The sequence below is a fragment of the Labilithrix luteola genome (assembly GCF_001263205.1).
Lineage (GTDB): Bacteria > Myxococcota_A > Polyangia > Polyangiales > Polyangiaceae > Labilithrix > Labilithrix luteola.
The window spans coordinates 297,395-319,143 of sequence record NZ_CP012333.1; the positions used below are offsets into that span (position 1 = coordinate 297,395).

Below are 21,749 nucleotides of genomic sequence, written 5' to 3' on the forward strand. Positions count from 1 at the left end.
CACTCGAGAAGCGTACGAACGTCACTTTCGGGGCGAAGCCAGGCATTCGCCCCACGTGATGTTCTCCGAAGCGGCTACGATGGACGTCCTCGATGCGTATCGTCTTTCTCGACTTCGACGGCGTGCTGAACTGGCGAGCCCACGTCGAGAGCTCTGCCGCGCCGACGACGCCCGGGCCGGATCTCCTCGCCGATAGTGCCGTTCGACGTGTCGAGCGACTGTGCGCCGAAACGCAGGCGGGTATCGTCGTGTCCTCCACGTGGCGTCTGTCGTTCGATCGTCCGACGCTCGAGGAGATGCTCCGCGCCAAAGGACTCGAGACGACGCCGGTTCTCGACGTCTCGCCGCTCATTCCTCACAAGCAAGGTCGCGGTCAGGAGATCCAGTCGTGGCTCGACACCGTGCCGCCCACGCGCGGTTGGACGATCGAGGGACTGGTCATTCTCGATGATCAGTCCGACATGCTGCATCTGACGCCGTGGCTCGTCCTGAGCTCGTTCGAAACCGGCTTCACCGACGCTCATCTCCTTGCAGCCAAAAGCGTCTTGGCCTCACCGGCTCCGTGCTACTTCGGAGACAGGTAGGGCGCGCACGTCGAGACGCCGGCGCCGACGATGCGGAATCCGACGTCCGGGACGACGACGGTCGATTCGTTGCTCGCCGGAGAGAAGCGCGTCACCTTGGCGGAGGGGGCCGGGTCGAGACGTGAGAAGATCCAGAAATCACCTCCCCATTGCGCAAACGCCCAGTCGTTCGCGTCTACCGCAGACGTGCGATAGGTCTCGAGGTTCACCCCCGTTTCCTTGTCGATGCGTGACACGGTGCCGTTGTAAGGCCAATAGCCGAAGAGCTCACCGGCGCCGGTGCCGGTCAATTCCGCACCGCCGGCCGGGACGGGCTGCCCGAGCGAGGTGACCTCGAGTGTCGAGGGATCCACTTTGAGTAGATATCCCTTGTGCAAATAGAGAGTTTCGCCGGTGATGGAGTCGTCCTTGGCGAAACCCATACCAAAGAGTCCCAGGCGCGAATCCTTGTTGCGCAATGCGATTTGGGTACATTGTAGATTGTCCAATCGCACCTTGACCATGGCTCCGTCCGAGAAGAGGATCCACGCGAAGCCCTTGCGATCGACGGCCATCGAAAAAGAGCCGGCGTGCAGGCAGTCGAGATAGCCAAGACGCGTGAATTGGAGTGTCTCCGGATCGAATCGGTAGATGGCATCCGGGTTCGGCGACACGACGTAAACGACTTTGTTTTCGCTGCCGCAGTCCTCCGGAGGCTGCACCTCGGCGTCGGCATCGGCGTTGGCGTCGGCGCCGGCCTCGACGGGAGCGATGAAACTCCCCGATTGCCCGGCATCGGCGGGGGCTTCGAATTCGGCACGATTCGACGAACAGTGGATGGCAAAGTAGGCGAGCGCGACGAGCGAGAGCGTCGGCGACCAGCGCTTCGAAATACGACGGACCATCACGTCTCCTGTCTACTCTTCTGGAAATACGACGGGCGCGGGTTGCGGATCGGTGAACGTGATGTCGTCGATTCCTCGACCGAGAGCGCCGAAGATGTTGCCTCCCCAGCACTCCACGGCGCCGGTGCGGAGCAACGCGCACGACGTGGTGACGGCCAGCGCGAGGCCCACCGCGGGACCAGAGAGTCCATCGACCCTCGCGGGCTGCCCCCATTTGGTACGGTCGCTCCCGATGGCGCCCCAGCAAAAGATTCGTCCACTCCCCATCACGACGCACGTCCGACTCGTGTCGGCGACCACCTGGAGAGGAACATCGACGCGGTCCGGCACACCGGCGTCCGCGTCGTCGACGGCGGCCGCGAAGGCGAGGATGGTCGGCCCAGGAAGCTCCGAGATGGTTCCAACGTAGCCACGGCCGAGTTGCCCGAGGTCGTTACCTCCCCAGCATTCGACGATTCGTCCCACGACGGCGCAAACGTGCTTCGCCGACGAAGCAAGGCCGCGCACCTTCGACCCCCCTGCAACCAACGTCGGGACGGCGTCGTGAGCCTCCGAAGAGTCACGACCGAGCATGTATTTGCAGTTGTAGGGGCTGGCGCAGTCGCTTGCGCCCCACGAGAAGAGCTCGCCCGTCTTCGTCGTCGCGAACATCGAACCGTGCCCAGGCCATGCCGTCAGGTCGGTCCGGTCGATGGGGATCTCCGTCGGCGGAGAAGGCGTGGTGGTCGTCTTGCGAGCGAGCTCTTCGTCACTGCTCTTTCCCCAGCACGTGATCTTGCCCGCCTTCGTCATGACGCAGGCCGTGCCTTTTCCTCCCACGGCGACGGCCGAGGCGGGTGGCACGAGAGCGAGCTCGGTCGGAAGGGCGGACTTCGCCGTCGACGTACCGCCATCGCCCTCGAGGCCCGACTTGACGAGGTCCAACGCTCCCCAGCAGACGACCTTGCCTGACTCGTCGGTCGCACAGGTGTTGTCGCCCGCGATACTCAGACTGGTGACGTTCGAGAGATTCGGAACGCGATGAGGTGACGGGCTTCTCGGCAGTGGCCCGCCACCGTCGACGGTGTATCCGAGCCGATCCAATTGATTCGTTCCCCAGCACTGCACGGTTTTGTCGCGAAGGAGTGCACAGAACGCGGCCGTGGATTTGATGCCCATGCTTCCGACAACGGCCGTCGCGCAGCGGGGGTCGTTGCAATCGACCGAGCCGTCCGGGATTTCGAAGTCGTCGAGGGCGGCAGCGTCGGCGACGTCGGCCGTCGCGTCTCCGTCCGCGTCGGAATCCGCGCCCGCATCGAGCGGCGTCGGGACGACGTCCCCACCGGCGTCGTCGGCGGCGCTCGGAGCCTCACTCTCCGAAGCGCAATGGACGAGCGTCGACGCGGTGGCAATCGCGAAGGTGGCGAGTGTGAATCTGAATCTCATGGAATCTTCCTCGACGCGCCGGTGCTTCCCATTTTGAGGAGCACGTCTCGTCCAGCAATCCAGACGTCACCCTCGCCCGAGCCCCACACAGCGAAGAGATCGGCCTTCGTGGAGCTCGAGAGCTCTGGGCTCGCGAGCGTCCACGTCGTGCCGTCCCAGTGAAGAACGGTTGCTTCGTCGCCCACCGCCCAGATGTCGTTCGCTGAAGTTCCCCAGAGAGCGCGAAGGGACACGGTGGTGGGCGTCGCGGAGGCGCTTTCGGAATACGCGTCACCGCCGTCGCCGCGCACGAAACGATGTATGGTCCCGCCTTCACCGGCTGCCCAGACTTCGCCGGCGGGACTGCACCACGCGGCGTAGAGCGTTCTCGACGAATTGCTGTTCACGTGTGTCCATCGCGTGGCTTCGGCCTGCCATCGTTCGGTGTAGCGGGTCTTTCCGCCTTCCCCGACGATCCAGACGCCCGACCTTTCGGCTCCACAGATGGCGTTGAACGTGATTGGCTCGACGACCGGTGAATCGTCGTCGCTCGTCGGCGAGGCGGTCCAATTCGGCTCGCCGTCGCGCCAGCCGTCACAGTGGAGCACCGACGGAAGGGGCGTCACGCCATTGCTCGCGCGAAGCGACGCTCCGACCGCCCACACGTCGGTCGTGCTCGCGCCCCACATCGCGAGGATCGGGGTCGGATATCCTTGGGGATTGATGCCCGTCTTCCCGGAAGAAGACGTCCATTCGGCCGATCCGTCCTCGACGCCTCGGGTGTGCCACAGGGTCTGGCTGGTCCCGAAGCTCCACACGTCGCCATTGTCACTGCCCCACACGCCGAGAAGCGAACGGCGCTTGTCCACCGCCACACGAGCGAAGTGGCTGCCATCCCAGTGGATGGAGGTGCTCGGAGAGCCTACAATCCAGACGTCGTTGGGCCCCGAGCCCCATATGCCGTTCAGGGTCAAAGGCGCCCCCTCCGGCAGCTCGATGGGGCAAAACGCGTCCGGCGGACAGTCCACTGAGCTCGGCAGAACGGCTCCCGAGTCCGGGGCTTCCACGATGTCGGGCGTCACTTCGGAAGGAGGAGCCGCGTTCTCCGCGCAGCTCGCCAGACCCGCGGTCGGAGCGAATCCGAGAAGCGCGACGAATGCGAGATTCGGTGACGAAAGACGGCGCATCAGAACACCACCCCGCCGTCGGCGTCGCACGGCTTCATGAGGCAATGCCCGTCGATGCACGGTTGTCCGCCGTCGATGTCACAACGGACGCCGCACCCACCACAATTCCTAGGGTCGACGAGAATGTCGACTTCGCAGCCGTTTTCGAGGCGCAGGTCGCAATCGGCACGACTCGCCGAGCATTCGAACGAACATCTCCCCTGAACGCAGGTCCGATATCCGGAATGCGAATCGAGGGACGACCCTCCAGGACACACGTGTCCACACGATCCGCAATTGTCGGGATGGCTCAAGGTGTCGACGCACCTCCCTCCGCAGAACGTAAAATTCGGATCTTCGCACTCGCATTTGCCTTTGACGCAACCTTGTCCCGGCGCACACGCGTGTCCGCAGGCCCCGCAATTGTTCGCGTCGTTCGCGAGGTTCGTCTCGCAGCCGTCGCCGCAACGGTCGGCATTGCAATCGCCGTAGCCGTCCGTGCAACCGATCTTGCAAGCGGAGCTCAGACAGACGGGACCGAAGTGCGGTGGGAGGGCCCCCGCATCACACGGCCACACGCCGGCGCCGGCATCGGCGTCCGGAAGACCGCAGACGTTGCCGCATGCTCCGCAGTTCTTGCCGTCCTCGTCGAGCTTCGCGCACGTGTCCCCGCACTGCGCGTACCCGGGAGGGCATCCGCAGACGAATCGCCAGCAAACCTCTCCGTCTTTGCAGGCATTGCCACACGCGCCGCAGTTCGCAGGATCGGATTCGAGCGACGCTTCACAACCGTCTTCGAATTCGCCGTTACAATTCCCGAATTCGGCATCGCACGTCACCTGGCACTCGCCCTTGGCGCAGGAGGGAGTTGCGTGGCGCACCGGCTCACCGTCCGATGCGGCGCACGGGGTTCCGCATGCGCCACAATTGGCAACGTCGGTATCGAGATTCGTGTTGCACAGTCCGGGCTTGTCCGTGCACGTCGCGTGCGGAGCCGGGCACTCGTACGAGTTGCACATCGCGATTTCGGCGGGTGGCGAAACGATCGCCTCGTCCGCCGCGTCAGGGGATACGAACGTCGGGCCCGGCGCCGGAGGCGGGTCGTAGCCAGCGCTGATGGAATCGGCGCAAGCCGAGAGGACCACGAGTGGGAACGCGACTGCAGAGACAGCCGCGACGATGATCTTCCGCTGTTTCATCGTGCGCACGAGTTGGAGAGGCGTTGGAGGTGGGACGAGCCTGGAGACAATCGCTCGAGCTCGGATTTGATGGCGCGCGCGGTAGAGACTTCGCCGAGTGCGCAGCGTGCGAGCACTTGGAGTGTCATTCTCTCGTCGCGTAGGGTTCCGCTGGGAAAGTGCGAGGCGTGTGTTTCGAGAAATCCAAGCGCGCGTCCCGGGTCATCTGCGCGGAGCGCTCCTTGCGCGCTACGAACGAGCCGAAGTTCGAAGGCGAGCGGGTCGACTTCATCGTTCGGACGGGTCGACGATACGGCAGCACGGACGGGTGCAACCTTCGCCCTCATGGCCTTCTCGCTCGGAAGTGATTGGTCGTTCGTCGGCGCGTCCGGAAGCGAGTCGATGGTGACCGCCGCCATCGGCGGAGTTTCAGGAGCGTGAGCGGTAGGAGCCGGCAGGGAGGTCACGTTCACCTCCTCCGCACCGCGGCGTGACACGAGCTTCGGTGAAAGGACGACGGCAACGGAGCAAACGCCGAGAGCCGACAACGCGAGGACGATGCGTGCGGTGGTCGACGTCGCCCCGGAACGTGCGAGCCAAGGCTTCTCGAGGAGCCTCTCGCGCATGTCCGACGACGACGGAGGCGTGAACGGTCCGCGCGGCCCCCACTCGGGTCGTACCGCGTCGAGGAATTTTCGTTCGTCGGGCGAGAGCTCGCTCACGGTTCCTTCCTTTCTTGAGAATCGAGGCTCGCGTCGTACAAACGGCGAAACTGTTCGCGAGCGAGACGCAATCGCGAGTAGACGGTGTTGACGTTGGTCGCGAGGAGGTCCGCAACTTCGAGTGCTTTCATCTCTTCGAGATCCATGAGGACGAAGACGATTCGCTTCTCCTCGTCCATGCGACCCAGGATTCGTTCCAGAGTTCGGACGGCCTCGCTGCGCGCAGCCATCTCGAACGGGCCCGGTCTCGCGTCGGCGACCGCAGCGTCGTCGAGCGGTTCATGGGCAGGCTTGGCGCGACGCCGGCGTCGCTCGTCGGTCACGACCCATTTCGCGATTCGGAAGAGCCACGTTCGGACGTCGCTTCGGCCTTCGAACTCCGGAAGACGGCGATGGACGACGACGAAGACGTCTTGCGCGACGTCCTCGACGATGGTGGGCGGCACACCGAAGGCTCGTAGGACGCGCCAGACGAATCGGTAGTACTGCGTGTAGACCTCGCTGAAGGTGATCGTCGACCTCGTTCCCGAAAGGGACGCCGCGTCATTCGACGTTTGTCCCGTCAGGTCGCCGGGCCGTGCGAGCTCCGCAGACCCATGTGCAAAATGCGGCGCGTGCACGGAGGGGTTAGTGGGCCCTCCACGAGGAATCATCACGCCCTAGTCAAAAGAGTCGAATCTCCAGACCGAGCTGGAGGCGAACGAACAGAAACGGCGCTTCGAACAGGGTACCGAAGCCCTGAATCACCACATCCGGCGCAGCAAACGCGTGTCCGACGACGACGCCGGCCATCGGGGCGATGCCCCGATCCTGCCATGGCCGCGCTTGAAGACCGACGTTGGCCGCGCCCCAGAACGCCGAGGTGGTATCCGACCGCTCGATGCCGACTCCGCGCGTGCCTTCACTGCCGAGCTCGACGCCAAGACACGCGCGAAGGCCGTGGGTGGCGATCGCTCGCTGCCAGCACGCGTCGACTTCGAACGTGGAGAGATCCACATAGGCACCTCCGATACGGTCTCGGGGGCCACCCACGAACTGCCGGCGGTAGGTGGTCGCCGCCAGAGCAAGGATCCAGGGGTCACGCTCGAGCTCGACGAGCGCGCCCGCCCCGAGGGTCGTCGTCGGCAAGCTTCCGTGGTCGAGGGCGAGGCGCGCTCCAACGCGGACATCGAACCATGCACCGCTTCGAGGAGCCCCCGCAGGCGCTGACGCCATCTCGACGCGAGACCATGTGGGCTCGGGGGAGGGGCTACCTCCCGCGTCTCGGGTACCATCGGCGCGCGGGCCTCCGGCTCTTCGACGAGGTGAGGCGCCCCTTCCTGCTCGATGTCGAGCGCGATGACGAGAGCCGCCGCTTCGGCAAGACGCGCGCAGTCTGCTCCCGCCATCGTCCGCTCGTCCGACACCGTGCTCGTCGTGTCCACGCGCAGAGCCAGCCGATAGCGAGGGCCCGTGCTCGAGCGAGTCATCGTGGCGCGAGCTTGGAGCGTTCGATCACCACTGCTGCGCCCGATGAGCTGGGCCACACGAGCCTCGACGTGCTCTCGGTCGGGACACTCCGCAGGCGCGCTCCAATCCAGGGCGAGCACGGGGACGGGCTCCCTCGCCTGCGCGCGCCCCACGACACACGCGGTCGCAGCGAACGTAACGCCCCCGAAAAGAGCCGCACGCATCGACGCGGACCTCGGCCTCCTCTCTTCGCTGCTCCGTTGGTCGCCCGCGACGTCGCTCAACCCGCGCAGTCTACAGCGGACGGCCTCGCCAACGCGTGCAGTCCGCGCAGACCTTGGCTGAGCTTGCGCGCCGGGCGCGGGTGCGGGTGCGGGCCTGACGCTGCGACGCGGCATGCCGTGATTCGTTCGCATTCGTTCGCATTCGTTTGCGTTCGTTTGCATTCGTGACGAATCGATTCTGCTCGGTGCGAAGCGACGGCTCATCGTCGTGGGACAAAGAAGCGTGGACACGGCAGGCCCCTTCCGCATCGAAGCAGACGGCTTATCTGATGCCCCATGCGCAGTATGCTCGCGTTCGCGTGTGCGGCCCTCGCCGCGGGTTGCCTTCCGCTGCAAACGCACGACGCGCACGGTTCCTCCCCCGTCGAGCTGAGAGCGGTCCCGACGGGCGCCGCACGGATTTGCGTGCTGCGCCCCGATTCGACCGCGGCTTCGGTCACGATGGAGATTCGAGACAACGGTCGCTTCGTCGGCGCCACACGCGGCGCCACCTACTTCTGTTATCTGGCCACGCCGGGCGAGCACCAGATCACGTCGGAGGACGACGACACCGGCCCCTTGCTTCTGACTGTCCGCGCGGGCGCGAGCTATTGGTTGTACGAGGAGGTCTTCGCGATCCTCGGCGATCTGCACGCGCACCTCGATTGGGTAGACGAGACGACGGCAAACGAGATGCTCGAATCCTGCGAAGCACGCGGCGTCGTCGCGCTTCCCGATCGCCAAGACGAGATCGGCGCGCTTCCTCTCGTCACCACGCGCCGCGACGACACTCGTTGAGCTCACTTGTCGTGAACACGATCCGGCCGCGAAATTCACGGTCCGTGCATGTGGTCGCCGCAGTAGTCTGGGGCCGTGCAAAGTTCGTTCGTTGCTACCGAGGCGTTGAAGAAGGACGTACTGGCTCGGCGGGCGATCCAGGGCTCGGCGCAGCCCATGTCGGAGGCCGCGGCGAAACGGATGCTCGTGAAGGTGGCCGGCGCCTATCGCGCGAAGACGCACTATTACGAGAACCAATCGTACGCGACGATCTTCGAAAAGGGCATTTCGACCACGCAGGAGCCGGCGCTGGACGCGACGCGAAAGGCAGCCCACGCGCTCTTGCTCGATCTGTCCGTGGACGCGGTGCGAACGGCCGATCCCGACGTGCTTGCGGTCGCCGAGCACATGGTGGCGTGCGTCGACCGGCGGCTCGGCCTTCTTGCACCGGTCGCGGCGCTATGCGGAGTCGAGCGCGCCCTTCGCGTTGCGCTGCGGACGACGTTCTACGTCCCAACGGCGGGTGACGGTGGGTGGACCACGGCGATCTGGGTCGTGTCGGGCCACCCCACGGATAGCCGCGCCTTCCGATTGGACCGATGGGACCCCCTTCGCCATGCCGTGTGCGGGGCCGATGAGGAGACGTACGCGAAGCTCGTGAAGCTGGCCCAGAGCGAGCGGAAGAACCTCGACCTCGATCGACGAGCGCATTTCGCATTCGCGTTTCCGGACGAAGCTTGGGGTAACGAGGATCTCGCGGCGTCGCACGCCGTGCCTCCCAACGGACCGGGAGCCAAACGTTCGTATTTCTCATTTCAGCCCCTCCTCTTTGCGGCGAACGACGTGCAGGTCATTCGCGAGGAGCTCCAACGTTCGGGTGTAGGCACGGTGAGTGGATATTGCGTCGATCTCGCGCACGTCCTGCCCGACGCGGACATGATCGCGCTTTGCGCCGAGGCCCTCCCGGCGTTGCTCCAGAAACCGAAGTACGGGCCGCTTCTCAAGACTCCTCCGCGCCGCGTTGCGGAGGTTCTCGCCTGCTATCGAACGAAAGAGGCCGCCGCCGTTCTCGCCCCGCTGGCATCGAACCCCGTGGTCGCCCCCATCGTGCTCGGACTGTTTCGTGATGCGCCCCAGCTCGCGAGCGGCGTCGCTCCGACCACGAAAGGCTCCGCCGCCATCGGCCGCGTCGTCGAGAGGACGAAAGGCGCCGCCGCCGCCTCGGGTCGCGTCGGTCCCGTCGGAAAGGCACCCTCCATCCTCCGCGATCGATCGTGGCGCGCGAAAAAGAACGAGGCAGCATCGTCCGGCGACGAGCTTGCCGAGATTGGCCCGCTTCTCGGCCTCGAGGAAGAGCGCGTCGATCGCTCGGTGACCTTGCCGCCTCATCCGCGACCTGTACGCGCGATGACGAAGGCCGAGCACGTGGCCTGGAAGAAGGAGACGACAGAGGAGCTCGCCAAGAAGCAGGTCGCCTTTGCCGATTACGCCCTCCATCGAAGGGGAAAACAGTACGAGCATCTTCGTGTCCCTGCAGAGGACTGCATCTGGGCATTCAATGCGGGGGCCTTGCTTCGCGGAACGGCGCAGGAGCTCGTGCGCGAGCACGGTTTCGCGATCATCGAAGGATTCTCGAAGCGCGATTGGATCAAGTGGCTCGGCGACTGGGATGATGGCATCCACTACTTCGAGGCGCTCATGGCGCTCGTGTCCCCGCGAAGCGCCCCCTACTTCGCGCGCGTCGCGGCGCGTCGAAAGCGGTACCGGGCCAAGGCCCACGCATGGCTCGTGCAGAACGCACGCATTTCGGCATTTGGCCTAATCCCCGCCGCAGTCGGTCCGAAGGGTGAAGCACGCGAGGAAGCCGAGGCCGCGCTGCTCTACCTCGCGCATCACGGTCATGCCGAGGTCGTGCGCGAGGTCGCCAAGCGCTATGGGAAGGCGCCCGCCACGATCATCGATGCCCTGCTCGCACGAGATCCTCTGGCGATCTCCGTCTCGGCGCCGAAGCCACCTGCGTTTCTACGCGCCTCCGAGCTCTCCGCGGTCGTGCTGAGAGAGGGCGGCGTCCTCGACGAGGCCGCGCGCGGCGCGCTGGTAGAAATGCTCCAGGTGTCGCCGCTCGATCCGCCCTATGCCGGACTCGACGTCGTGCGACGGGCATGCGACGAAGCTTCTCTCGGGACGCTCGCCCTCGAGCTCGTCGAGCAGTGGGTGCTCGGGGATGCCCCCGGTCGGCACGAGTGGATGCTCTTCTCCGCCGTCCACTTCCCGTCGGACGCCGCCACGCGCCGAATCGCGACGCTGGCGCGTGAATGGGCTCGGAAGAATCAGGCGAAGGCGCTTCGAGCGTGCACCGCGCTGGCTGCACTTGCGTCGGATACGGCGCTGCTCCACCTCGCGCACATCGCAGAGACCACGCGGTTCGACGCGCTTCGCAACCAGACGGGCGAGATGCTCGTCGAGGCGGCAGCGGCGCGCGGGCTCTCGGTCGACGAGCTCGCCGATCGAACCGTGCCCGACGTGGGACTCGATGCCGATGGCTCACTGCGGCTCTCCTACGGGGCGCGTCGCTTCGTGGTGAGCCTCGACGAGCTGCTCAACCCCGTCGTGACCGCGGTGGGCGACGGCGGCGAACGGGACACGGCGAAGACGCTGCCGCGTCCGACGAAAGCGGACGACGCCGAAGCGGCGAAGACCGCGCGAGCGCGATTCGACATGCTGAAGGCAGATCTCGATGCCGTCGCCGATCGGCAGCGGCGCAGACTCGAGCGCGCGATGACGTCCGGACGTGCGTGGTCGGCCGCTGACTTCCGAACACACATCGTCGAACACCCGCTCTTGGTGCATCTCGCGCGGCGGCTCGTATGGCTTGCGACCACCGCGGGCAAGAAGGCCACGCGACGCACCTTTCGAGTCGCCGAAGACCGGACGTTCGCCGACGAGGGCGATCGCTCGTTCGACCTGCCCAAGGAGGCGGAGGTTCGTCTCGCCCATCCCGCGCGCGATCCCGAGTTGCTCGAGGCCTGGCCTCGCATCTTCGGCGACTACGAGATCATCCAACCCTTCGAGCAGCTCGGGCGCGCGGTCCATCGCGCCGAGCCTCGCGAGCGCTCTGCGGGCGAGCTCACGCGTCTCGCGGGCATTCGCGCGCCTGCGAAGAAGGTCCTCGGCGTCCTCGAATCACGCGGTTTCCGCCGCGATTCGGCCGGCTTCGTCGGCGCCTTCGTCCGCGAAGCCCACACCGAAAAGGGCGCGCCCGTGACGCTGCACGTCCCGGTCAGTCCGGCGATCGAGATGGATCACTTGGATGTCGAGTCGACGACGGGCGCACCGTCGATCACGACTCGCGACGGAAGCGCCACGGCGTTCGGCGAGCTCGACAGCGTCGGCTTCTCCGAGCTCGTGCGAGACATCGAAGCGCTTCGAGCGGAATGATCCCTCAGGGCGCCATGATTCGACCGGGAGCACCGTTGGCGCCAGCTTCGGTGTGACACGAATTGCAGTCCCCCGAGGTCTGCGCGGCCGTCATCTCACGCGTCTGTCCGTTCGAGGTGACCTTGGCGTGAAACGGCGTGGCGATGCTCGCCTGCGAATAGAAATTTCCAACGCCATTGACCTGCAAGTCGTACGTCTTGCCGTTCGCGTCGGTGATCGTGACCGTGACCGCGGGCTTGGTCCCGTTCGTGCCGTTGCAGTCGTCCGGCTCGTGTGCCGACGGAAAGACCGTCCCGGCGATCGAGAACGACGGTGCGTTGCGCTGTGTCTTGTGACAGGTGATGCATGCCCGCCCCGGATGCATCAGCTGCGAGCCGTGGTCGCCGCTCTTCCACGTGGTGTTGCTCGTGCAGGCGACGGGGGTGTCGTAGATGCCGCCGGGATCGGGATCTGTCGTCGAGCCCCCGTCGGAGGTCGCCGGATCGCCGGGGTCGCCCGGGTCACCGCCTCCGCCGGCGGCGTCCGAACTGGGCGACGTCGGCGGCGACGAGCCTCCGGTCGTCGTCTCCGAGCCACCACACGCGGCTGCGACAACACCGGCCAAAATCGAGGCGCAGAGCAAGAACCGACCATCCATACGCGAGCCCTCCAGCTTGTACTGTGCGGCGGGCGCCCCGTAATCAGGCAGCGCGGTGACGAGATGGGCCGGTTCGCCGCGAATGAGACGCGGCAGGGCTCGCCCTCACGACGGAGCTTCCGAGGGGTCGAAGTGGTCGCCGCAGAACGCTCAGCGCTTCTTGAAAACGCCGTCTCCCGTGGTGGCCAGCACGACGTCGCCGTCACGCTCGGTGGCCCAGAGGCGATCGCTTGCCGGCACGTCCGACCAGCTCTCGGGTGGCTCGTCGTGACAGCTGAACGAGGAGTCGAAGGCTCGGAGCGTGCGAGCGCCCGAGCCTCCGAGCGCATCGGTGAGCGCGCGCACGGTTTCGGCTCGAGGATGGCAATACGAGTTGTTGATTCCCTCGCCCGGTCGGCCGGCGGAGATGACGGCGTACTTGGGTTGGACCCGTTCGAGGAAAGCTGCACCCGACGAGGTGTTGCTTCCGTGGTGGCCGACCTGAAGGAGAGTGGCCGGCCCGCGAGGGTCGACGAGCTCCTCCTCTGCGATCTCCGCGTCTCCCGTGAAGAGGATCGACGATTGGCAGTAGTCGATTCGCAGAAGGATCGAACAAGCGTTCCGATCCGTCTTGCAGCTCGGCAGCCATGACGATGGAGCAATGGCCGTGATCTTCAGATCTCCGGCGCCCTCGAGAGCCAGCTCCTGGTGACCAGGTTCGACGACGGAGAGCGGCACTCCTCGTGAGGTTGCCTCGTCGTGGACCGCGCCGATCTCTGCATCATCGGCGTCGCGCCCATTATCGACGTAGTGACGCACGCGGAATTGGGCAAGAACGTCTTTTGCTCCACCGATATGGTCCGAGTGCGGATGCGTAATCCACACGAGATCGATTGGATCGGCACCCAGATCGCGCGTGAGCTGATCCATCAGATGGGCATGGGCGCGAGAACACGCCGTGCCGCAATAGTCACGATCAGGACTGTCGGCGGTATCGACGAGAATCCTCCGTCCGTCGGGAAGATCGACGAGCGCTGCGAGCGCTTGCGCCACGTCGTAGAAGTGGACGCGCAGCTCGGCGCCCGAGCCGCAAACGTCGCAACTCTCACCCATACTCACCATTTGGCAGGACTTCGTATTGGGATTGCACGACCACGTCTTGCATGGTCCCAGCTCGCCCTGGCAGTCGTCGTCGACCGAACATCCGACTTCCGCTCCAGCATCGCCGGCTGCGGCCGAACGATGGCTGCGCAACGCTTCGTTGTTCCGATCGTGACAGCAGACCAGCACGACGGCGGACAAACACAATGCAACAACGCTCGCGCCGACGCGCATCGGTCACTCCTATTCGAAGAAATCGAAGATATTTCCCTGTATCGTCGACTCACGCTTTGCAAACGAAAGCGCAATTGCGAAATTGCAAAATTGCGACACTCACGAGTCCAGTCACGACGATCGCGCGACGACTCCGAGGCAGGAAGGCAACATTGACAGGCTATGGACTTCTGTCAACGCCTTCCGTGGCGTGCAGAACGTCAATCATGAGTCTCACGAGCACGCGTGGCACTCGATGCGTCAGGCGCCGACGCTGAACGTGTCATCGAGGTGGAATGGCCACCTGCGAGCTCGTCGACCTTCGCGATGGAGAGTTCGTCGAGCAGCGCGTCCACCATCTCACGAGTCGTGCACGAGCGACGGGAACGAGCCTCTCGAGCCCGGCCGTCGAGAGCCCCGCCGCTGAGGGCCCTCGCGATGTCGGTGGTGGAGAGCCCCTCTGGGCAAGCGCGCTTCGCCTGGGGAGCGTTGCGGACTAAGCTCCCCCCATGGCCAAGGGATCGGTCCGCGCGAACCTGCACAACACACGCACGCAGATCAACAACGCGGCGACGTCCGCGCAGGCGCGGGCATTCAAAGCCCGTCAGATCGCGAAGCACAAGCGCGACCTCGAAGAGCGCAAGCTCCGTGCGATGCGAGACGCCGCGAAGGAGACGAAGACGGCAGCGCCCACAACGACCGAAGTGCCGGCGAGCGATGCGAGTGAGCCGTCCGAGCCGAAGGACTGAACGACGGGACGTCACCGAACCCGGGCAACACGTCGTCGCCGTGTCAATGCCTGTCGCACGAAAATCACCGTCGGCGGTACGTTTGCGGAATCGTTCCGGATGGAGCTTCGGAAACCTCTATTATGGAGGAGCCATGGCGAGGAACCATCGCGTTGACCGAGCTCTCGCAGGCGAAGCCGCGAAGGGCATCCTGTTGACACACAACGACCGACAATCCGTGCAAATGGTCGGATTCCCAAGGGGTGCCGGCGGGAGAACGTGACACATGGTCGCCTACTATCTCTTGCAGGCGTCGCTGGTCGTCGCGTGTCTCATCCCCTCGAGCCTCGTTCTGAGTGCGCTCTTCGTCTCCAGGCGCTCTCCCTTCGGCGCGGCGTCGCTCACGACACTTCTGACCGTCGGGCTCTCCGTCTTGGCGGTCGGTCTCCGTGCTCTCGTCCCCATCGTGGACGACGGCACTGCCGCGACGAGCATCGGGTCGACGATGCGCGGCCTGGTACAGCTCGGCTTCGTCTCGAGCGCCATGCTCCTTCTGGTCTGTGCGCTCGCGGTCGTCGTGGTCCGCTACTCGCGCACGTATCTCGCCGCTGAGGGCGGGCTCGTGCGCTACGCGCGCTCACTCTTGCTGACGCTCGCGTCGGTCACTGTGCTCGTGATCTCGAACCACCTGGGGCTGCTCATTGCGGCCTGGCTCGGGGCGGGCATCGGCCTGCACCAGCTGCTCACGTTCTATCGAACGCGGCGCCAGGCCATCATCGTCGCTCACAAGAAGTTCCTGCTCAGCCGCATCGCGGACATCGCCTTCTTCGCGTCGCTCGTGCTCGTGCAGCACGGAGTGGGATCGCTGCACATCGACGTGGTGAACGACTACGCACGCGAGCACGGAGCGCTCTCCCCCACCCTCCATCTCGCGACCTTGCTGCTCGTGTTCGGTGTCCTCCTCAAGACCGCGCAGCTGCCTTTCCACGGCTGGATGCAGCAAGTGATGGAGGCACCGACGCCGGTGTCTGCGCTCCTTCACGCGGGCATCGTGAACATCGGCGGCTTCGTGATGATCAGGCTCGCGCCGCTCATGGCATACGCCACGATCGCGCAGGCCGTGCTCGTCGTCGTGGGCCTGCTCACGGCCATCGTCGGGTCACTCGTGATGACCACGCGCGTGAGCATCAAGCTGGTCCTCGCGTGGTCCACGATCGCGCAGATGGGCTTCATGCTCGTGCAATGCGGCCTTGGCGTGTGGCACTTGGCACTGCTCCACCTCCTCACGCACTCGCTTTACAAGGCGCACTCGTTTTTGAGTTCGGGCGGCGCCGTCGAGACGTGGCGGGGTGCGTCGCTCGTCAAACCCGTGAAGCCATCGCTGGTGTACGTGGCGGCCGGCGCTGCCATCCTGTGCCTCGGCGCGGCACCACTCTGCGCGGCGTTCGTCATGAGCCCGCTGCACGCGTCGGCCTCGCTCGGCCCGCTCGCGCTCGCGCTGGGCTTGAGTTTCGTTCCGATGATCGCCAAAGCGCTTGCCTCCGGACGGCGCGCGTTCAAGCAGGCTGCCCTCTTCACCGTGGGAGCCACGGCTGCCTACTTCGCGCTGCACGCCATCTTCGAGGAGATCATGCCCCCCGTCGACCTAGGAGCCTCGTCGACGTTCGGGTGGACGTTCGTCGTCGTGGGGCTCGTCGTGCTCTTCATCGCTCAGACGATTCTCCAGACGAATCCGACTGGGCGAGTCGCGCGCTTCCTCCACCCCCACCTCCGCGGTGGCCTCTACCTCGATGAATGGTTCACGCGGATGTCGTTCCGCCTGTGGCCGCCGCAGCTCGAACGACTGCCTGCCGTATCGCGACGCTCGAGCGCCGAGATGCATCCGGAGGTCCGGTGATGCTGAACGGCAACCGAGCTCGCGTCGAAGAGGCGCTGCCGGACATCGCGCCTCGCTCCGACTCGCGCGAGTCGATCACGCTGAAAGAAGCCGCGGAGCGTGCCTGTTCGCGCATCGCTCCGAGCTGGCCGCTCGATCGCTTTGCCGCGGTGAATCCCTTCTGGGCGCGTACCGACAAGCCGGTCACTCAGGTTGCCGGTGAGCTCGCGGCGCTTTCGGGCGCCCGCATGCTGATGCCGCGCGCCTGGTACGCGCAAGAGTGGCGTGCAGGACGACTTCGCCCCGAGCATCTTCGCGAGGCGATCGCGCAAAGTGGAGCCGCCATCACCGAAGAGCACTTGAGCGGCCTTCTGCGGATCGACGAGCCGAAAGCCCCTCGGCGTCCGCTCGTCGTCGACGTCATGGAAACCCGATGTCGGCGCGAACTCGAAGTGTCGTGGCGCGACTATGTGGTGGAGCGAATCAGTCGCTTCTGCGCGTCCTACTTCGACGACGGACAAGCGCAGGTACGTCCGGTCAGGGAGGGCGGCCTCTACGCGAGCTGGCGAGAGCAGGCTCAAGGCGATTGGGGCCCTTCCCTCTTCATGGGGCTGAGCGACTATCGCTCGACGGTCCGGTCGCTACCGAACACGGCAGACGAGATGCTTGCAGTCGCTTCGTCGGACCTCGGCGTTCCCGCGAACGAGCGCGAGGCTTATCTCTCGGCGCTTCTCCTCGACATCAACGGCTGGGCGTCGTGGTGCGCCTATCGCCGCTGGATGGCGCGGCTCGCCGCGAAGGACGACGACACCATCTACGAGCTGCTCGCGATCCGTGCCGCGTGGGAGTGGATCGTTTTCCGCGCGGGTGGCGAAGAGCTCCGCGTGGAGTGGGGTCACGCCGTCGCCAGCTGGCCCACGTTCGATCGCGTTGCGCACTCGGCGCGCGCGGACGACTGGTTCCTCCAAAGCGCGGTCGAGATCGCGTGGATGTCCGAGGTCAGTCGGAAGCTGCCCGAGGGCTTCGGGGTCACACGTCCGGAGAGACCTACGGTGCAGGCGGTCTTCTGCCTCGACGTGCGGTCGGAGGTGTTTCGGCGCGCTCTGGAGGTGCAAAGCCCGAACATCCAGACGCTCAGCTGCGCCGGCTTCTTCGGTATCCCCATCGAGTACGCACCGCTCGCCGCCGATAGCGCGCGACCGCAGCTCCCCGGCCTTTTGGCCCCGAAGTACCGCGTCACCGACACGGTCGTATCCAAGTCCCTCGAAGACACGCGCCGCTCGCGCCTGCAGGCCAGCCACGCGTGGAAGGCCTTCAAACAGAGCTCGCTTTCGAGCTTCGCCTTCGTGGATGCGATGGGCCTGTTCTTCGCGGGCAAGCTCTTCGGCGAGACCTTCGGTCGCTGGTGGACGCGACAGGTGGACGAGCACGAACACGCGGGCCTCACGCCCCTCGAGGACACGGCGCGCACGCCCCGCATCACGAGCCGCCTGGATGGCACGCCGCTGCCCTTCGAAGAGCGCTGCCAGCTCGCGGAAGGCGTACTGCGCGCGATGAGCCTCACGCGCGGTTTTGCGCGCCTCGTTCTGCTCGTCGGGCACGGGGCCGCGACGCGAAACAATCCCTACGCCGCGGGCCTCGATTGCGGCGCGTGCTGCGGCCAAACGGGCGAAGTGAACGCGCGGGCCGCCGCCGCGCTCCTCAACGACGCCGACATTCGAGCCGGCCTCGCGTCACGTGGCATCGAGATCCCGACGACCACCCGTTTCGTAGCCGCTCTCCACAACACCACGACCGACGACGTCTCGCTGTTCGAGGAAGAGAGCGCGTTGCCCACGCACGGGCCCGACCTCACCGAGCTACGCACGACGCTCGAGCGAGCAAGCACGACGGCACGGCGCGAACGAGCTCCCAAGCTCGGCCTCGGCAGCCTATCGGACGCAGAACTTCATGCGGCGGTCATCGAGCGCACCAAGAACTGGGCCGAGGTGCGCCCCGAGTGGGGGCTCGCCGGCAACGCGACCTTCATCATTGCGCCTCGCGAGCGTAGCCGGCATCTCGACCTCGGAGGCCGCGGGTTTCTCCAGGAGTACCGCTTCGAGGAAGACGCCGACTTCGCCGTCCTCGAGCAGCTCATGACGGGACCGATGGTCGTCTCGCACTGGATCAACTTCCAGTACTACGCGTCGACCGTCGACAACATGCGCTACGGCAGCGGCAACAAGTTGCTCCACAACGTCGTGGGCGGGCACCTCGGCGTGTTCGAAGGCAACGGCGGTGACCTTCGTATCGGGCTGTCGATTCAGTCCCTCCACGACGGCGAGCGCTGGGTTCACCCGCCGCTACGCCTGAGCGTCTTCATCGAAGCGCCACGTTCGGCTATCGATCGCCTGCTCGAAAAGCACCCCCACGTGGGCGCCCTCGTCGACAACGAATGGCTCCACCTGTTCCAACTCGACACCGAGACGCGAGCCGTCTTCGCGCGAAGGAACACGGGGTGGACGCCGGTCGCCTCGTGATGTCGTAGGGCCGGCCTCGCCCGAACAAACGGCTCAGGCGGCGAGCGTCGCAAGTCGCAAGCCACGTCGGCACGGTCGCGCCAACGACCGACAGAGATGGCTCGACCACGCGATCGCGCGCGAGTCTGCATTGGCGCCGCGACACGCTGCTGCGGGGTTCCTTGTCGCCTTGAGGCGAGCCGATCGCGTGCGAACGCTTGGTCACGCTGCGACTCCGGAGAGTCGCTTCGAAAGGGGAGACCGACAATGCGGAAAGAATGGAGCGTCATGCTCGCGCTGGGGCTCGTCGGCGCGGCCTGCGGTACGGATCGCGAGCCCAGCGGAACGTCCTCGTCGACGAGTCCTCTCGAGACCCGGGGTTCGGGCGCCGGTACGAAGATCGCGGCGGCCGTGAACCAGACGGTGCTCGTCACCGACGACAAGAATCCGGATCTCGTCAACGCGTGGGGGCTCGCCTTCGCGCCGACGGGTCGCGCATGGATCGCCGACAACGGCAGCGGCAAGGCGAGCATCTACGACGGCAACATTTCGCTCGTCTCGACGCGCAAGATACCGGCGCCTTCCGGAACCGACACCTCCGCGCCCACCGGGCTCGTGCTCAACGATCACCCGAAAGCCTTCGACGGCGACGCCTTCATCGCCGCGACCGAAGACGGGACGATCGTGGGACTTCCGGCATCCGGCGACGGAACGATCCGCGTCGACAACTCCGGCAACAACGCCGTCTACAAGGGCGTCACGATCGCGAGCTCGGGAGGCCAGCCGAGGATCTACGCGACGAACTTCCACGCCAACAAGGTCGAGGTCTTCGACGAGGGCTACAAGCAGGTCAACCTCGCCCAAGACGCGTTCACGGACTCGACGATTCCCTCCGACTTCGCGCCGTTCAACGTGGCGGCGATCGGTGGAGTCGTGATCGTGACCTACGCCAAGCAAAACGACCAGAAACATGACGACGTCAAAGGTGCGGGAAACGGGTTCATCAACGCGTTCGACGCCGACGGCAATCTGCTCTCGCGAGTCGTCTCGAACGGGCCGCTCAACTCGCCGTGGGGCATGGCCGTGACGCCGGACGCCTTCGGGAACGTTCCGCACCGCCTCCTCGTCGGCAACTTCGGCGACGGAGCGATCAACGTCTTCGACGTCGACATCCACGACAAGGGCCTCGTGGCGACGTTCGAGGGAGCTATCGGTGATGCCCAGAATCAGCCATTGGCCATCGACGGCCTCTGGAGCCTCCGATTCGCGCCCAGTGCGGGAGGCTTCGACTCGCACCAGCTCTTCTTCACCGCCGGCCCGAACGACGAGAAGAAGGGGGCCTTTGGGCGTCTGGATCTCGTGACCACGCCTCGCTGATGAGCGAGCAGGAGCGTCCGTCGTCAGACGTCACAACCGCTCTTCGAGGCGGCGCTCGGCATCGTTTCTCGCGACGCCAAGTGCCGCTCGGTCATGCTCGCTGACCGAGAGACGGCACGTCACGGGCAGAGGTAGTTCGGCGCGTAGGCCGTCGGCTTGGTCGGCTTTCCATCGACCGGGTAGCAATCGTTCAACGTGGGGGGCGCCTCGTACACGGGGCCGAGCACCGCAGGCTTGGCCGTGAAGGTGAGCCCTGCGGAGATCGCGTCGCACGAGAAGTTCTCGTAGAAGTCGAACGACGGCGAGGCGGCCACGTCGAGGGCACTACATACCTTGGTGCGTACGAGGAGGTAGACCGGGTTCATGCAGACACGCTCGTTCGGCTTCGAGGCGAGCGGACCAAGCGTCGCGTTGCCGACGGTGGCGAGAAGCGACGACGACGGGAGCCGTCCGACGAGTTGCCCGTCGTCGATGCGGAAGAGGCGTCTCTCCTTCTCCGTCGTGGGTCGCTGGTTCAGCGCGCGCGGCTGCATGTCCTCGCCGAGAGGAACGATCTTCCCCGTAATGAGCGGCGCTCCCAGCTCCAAGGGCGCAGCCCCGAACGGCACCGACGCTTTGCCTTCCGCGCGGCCGACGAGCTGGTAGTCGTTGACGTAGCCAACCGCTCGCAGCGCGGGCGTTCCGTCGATGAAGCCCTTGGGCGTGGTGCTCCACGCGTCGTCACCACACAGGCCGGGCGAGAAGTTCCCGCTCGTTCCTTCCTTCGAACCGGGGCACGTCGGCGAGCGAATGCCGTCGGAGGGGATGAGGCCGATCTCCACCTCGCGATCGTTCGCGAGACCGTTGTAGTGGAGGAGATAGAGCAAGACGCTACGCCACCCGGAACGAACGTCCGTGGAGAGATCCCCCAGGCTCGCCAGAAGCGAGCTACCACCGACAACGTCGGTCTGGATCGAGGCAATCAGATCACCGAAGGCGTTGTCGATACCGCCTTCACCATCGCACGCTTCCTTGCCGCGGCAGCTCGGACTCCCCTGGTGCGCGTTGCCGGGGCGCGTGTCACACGTACAGACGCCGTCCAGATCGAAGCCCTTGGCATCACCCTTCTTGGTGAAGTCCAACGTGTCGACGGCGATGACGAACGGCTCGAGCTCGGTCATCGGATCGTCGTCCGTCGCAGGCAGCCCCTTGGGCAGCGCACGCTGGCAAGGCTCGGACGCCGCTGCATCGACGTGCTCGGAGGTCGCCTCGCTGGACGCTGCGTCGCCCGTCGCAGGGGAAGCCGGCGCTTCGCCATAAGGTGAGCTGCACGCGACGGCGAGCACGAGGGCCGACGGGGCTACGACCCCGATCGTACGAACCGCGTACCTGGCCCGAACCATGCGCGCACGATACGCCAACAGAACCCGGCGCCTTCGCACATTTGCGCGCGTGACGCCTTGGTGTAACGCGTTGGCGCAAAGACGCCTATGCGC

General features: G+C 65.6%; 18 protein-coding genes. 8 read left to right on the plus strand and 10 right to left on the minus strand.

Going from position 1 to position 21,749, the window contains the following annotated elements:
* Positions 1-92: 92 nt before the first annotated feature.
* Complete coding sequence (locus AKJ09_RS01460; RefSeq protein ID WP_146645377.1) at positions 93-584, plus strand: HAD domain-containing protein; 492 nt, start codon at positions 93-95, stop codon at positions 582-584.
* On the opposite strand, the gene AKJ09_RS01465 is transcribed toward AKJ09_RS01460, so the two are convergent.
* From AKJ09_RS01465 to AKJ09_RS01495, 7 genes are read right to left on the minus strand one after another with little or no spacing between them, the layout of a single operon-like run.
* Positions 566-1,468 (minus strand): NHL repeat-containing protein, encoded by a 903-nt coding sequence (locus tag AKJ09_RS01465; RefSeq protein ID WP_146645378.1) that lies wholly within the window; start codon positions 1,466-1,468, stop codon positions 566-568. The genes AKJ09_RS01460 and AKJ09_RS01465 overlap by 19 nt on opposite strands.
* A gap of 12 nt (positions 1,469-1,480) precedes the next feature.
* The gene (locus AKJ09_RS52565; protein WP_169927162.1) at positions 1,481-2,893 is read right to left on the minus strand and encodes an RCC1 domain-containing protein; all 1,413 of its coding nucleotides are present in this window, start codon (positions 2,891-2,893) and stop codon (positions 1,481-1,483) included.
* Positions 2,890-4,059 carry a YCF48-related protein gene (locus tag AKJ09_RS01475; RefSeq protein ID WP_146645379.1) on the minus strand — a complete coding sequence of 390 codons (1,170 nt, stop codon included), beginning with the start codon at positions 4,057-4,059 and terminating at the stop codon, positions 2,890-2,892. The genes AKJ09_RS52565 and AKJ09_RS01475 overlap by 4 nt, the downstream gene beginning before the upstream one ends.
* Entirely contained in the window at positions 4,059-5,237 is a 1,179-nt protein-coding gene (locus AKJ09_RS01480) for a hypothetical protein (RefSeq protein ID WP_146645380.1), read from the minus strand. Before AKJ09_RS01480 ends, AKJ09_RS01475 begins: the two co-directional genes overlap by 1 nt.
* Positions 5,234-5,938, minus strand: a complete 705-nt coding sequence (locus AKJ09_RS01485; protein ID WP_146645381.1) for a hypothetical protein — start codon at positions 5,936-5,938, stop codon at positions 5,234-5,236. The genes AKJ09_RS01480 and AKJ09_RS01485 overlap by 4 nt, the downstream gene beginning before the upstream one ends.
* Positions 5,935-6,591, minus strand: a complete 657-nt coding sequence (locus AKJ09_RS01490; protein WP_146645382.1) for an RNA polymerase sigma factor — start codon at positions 6,589-6,591, stop codon at positions 5,935-5,937. The genes AKJ09_RS01485 and AKJ09_RS01490 overlap by 4 nt, the downstream gene beginning before the upstream one ends.
* Positions 6,592-6,601: 10 nt before the next feature.
* Entirely contained in the window at positions 6,602-7,153 is a 552-nt protein-coding gene (locus tag AKJ09_RS01495; RefSeq protein WP_146645383.1) for a hypothetical protein, read from the minus strand.
* A 794-nt stretch (positions 7,154-7,947) separates the two neighbouring features.
* Here AKJ09_RS01495 and AKJ09_RS01500 point away from each other — a divergent pair.
* Positions 7,948-8,448, plus strand: coding sequence for a hypothetical protein (locus AKJ09_RS01500; RefSeq protein WP_146645384.1), 501 nt, complete (start codon positions 7,948-7,950; stop codon positions 8,446-8,448).
* 75 nt (positions 8,449-8,523) lie between these two features.
* Complete coding sequence (locus AKJ09_RS01505; protein ID WP_146645385.1) at positions 8,524-11,865, plus strand: DUF4132 domain-containing protein; 3,342 nt, start codon at positions 8,524-8,526, stop codon at positions 11,863-11,865.
* A gap of 4 nt (positions 11,866-11,869) precedes the next feature.
* Here AKJ09_RS01505 and AKJ09_RS01510 read toward each other — a convergent pair whose 3' ends face one another.
* Together AKJ09_RS01510 and AKJ09_RS01515 are read right to left on the minus strand one after the other, a co-directional pair.
* Positions 11,870-12,502: a hypothetical protein gene (locus tag AKJ09_RS01510; RefSeq protein WP_146645386.1), complete on the minus strand. Its 633-nt coding sequence runs from the start codon at positions 12,500-12,502 to the stop codon at positions 11,870-11,872.
* Between the two features lie 150 nt (positions 12,503-12,652).
* Positions 12,653-13,816: a ComEC/Rec2 family competence protein gene (locus AKJ09_RS01515; protein ID WP_146645387.1), complete on the minus strand. Its 1,164-nt coding sequence runs from the start codon at positions 13,814-13,816 to the stop codon at positions 12,653-12,655.
* A gap of 275 nt (positions 13,817-14,091) precedes the next feature.
* Between AKJ09_RS01515 and AKJ09_RS01520 the strand changes: the two genes are divergently transcribed.
* From AKJ09_RS01520 to AKJ09_RS01540, 5 genes are all read left to right on the plus strand, one after another.
* Positions 14,092-14,295, plus strand: coding sequence for a hypothetical protein (locus AKJ09_RS01520; RefSeq protein WP_146645388.1), 204 nt, complete (start codon positions 14,092-14,094; stop codon positions 14,293-14,295).
* A gap of 9 nt (positions 14,296-14,304) precedes the next feature.
* Positions 14,305-14,544, plus strand: a complete 240-nt coding sequence (locus tag AKJ09_RS01525) for a hypothetical protein (protein ID WP_146645389.1) — start codon at positions 14,305-14,307, stop codon at positions 14,542-14,544.
* Positions 14,545-14,809: 265 nt separating this feature from the next.
* Positions 14,810-16,420 carry an NADH-quinone oxidoreductase subunit L gene (locus tag AKJ09_RS01530; RefSeq protein WP_146645390.1) on the plus strand — a complete coding sequence of 537 codons (1,611 nt, stop codon included), beginning with the start codon at positions 14,810-14,812 and terminating at the stop codon, positions 16,418-16,420.
* The gene (locus AKJ09_RS01535) at positions 16,420-18,918 is read left to right on the plus strand and encodes a YbcC family protein (RefSeq protein ID WP_169927164.1); all 2,499 of its coding nucleotides are present in this window, start codon (positions 16,420-16,422) and stop codon (positions 18,916-18,918) included. Before AKJ09_RS01530 ends, AKJ09_RS01535 begins: the two co-directional genes overlap by 1 nt.
* 246 nt (positions 18,919-19,164) lie before the next feature.
* A complete protein-coding gene (locus AKJ09_RS01540; protein ID WP_169927165.1) occupies positions 19,165-20,274 on the plus strand; it encodes a TIGR03118 family protein in 1,110 nt (369 codons plus the stop codon).
* A gap of 119 nt (positions 20,275-20,393) precedes the next feature.
* Here the strand turns inward: AKJ09_RS01540 and AKJ09_RS01545 are convergent, their stop codons facing one another.
* Positions 20,394-21,656: a hypothetical protein gene (locus tag AKJ09_RS01545; protein WP_146645393.1), complete on the minus strand. Its 1,263-nt coding sequence runs from the start codon at positions 21,654-21,656 to the stop codon at positions 20,394-20,396.
* Positions 21,657-21,749 lie beyond the last annotated feature (93 nt).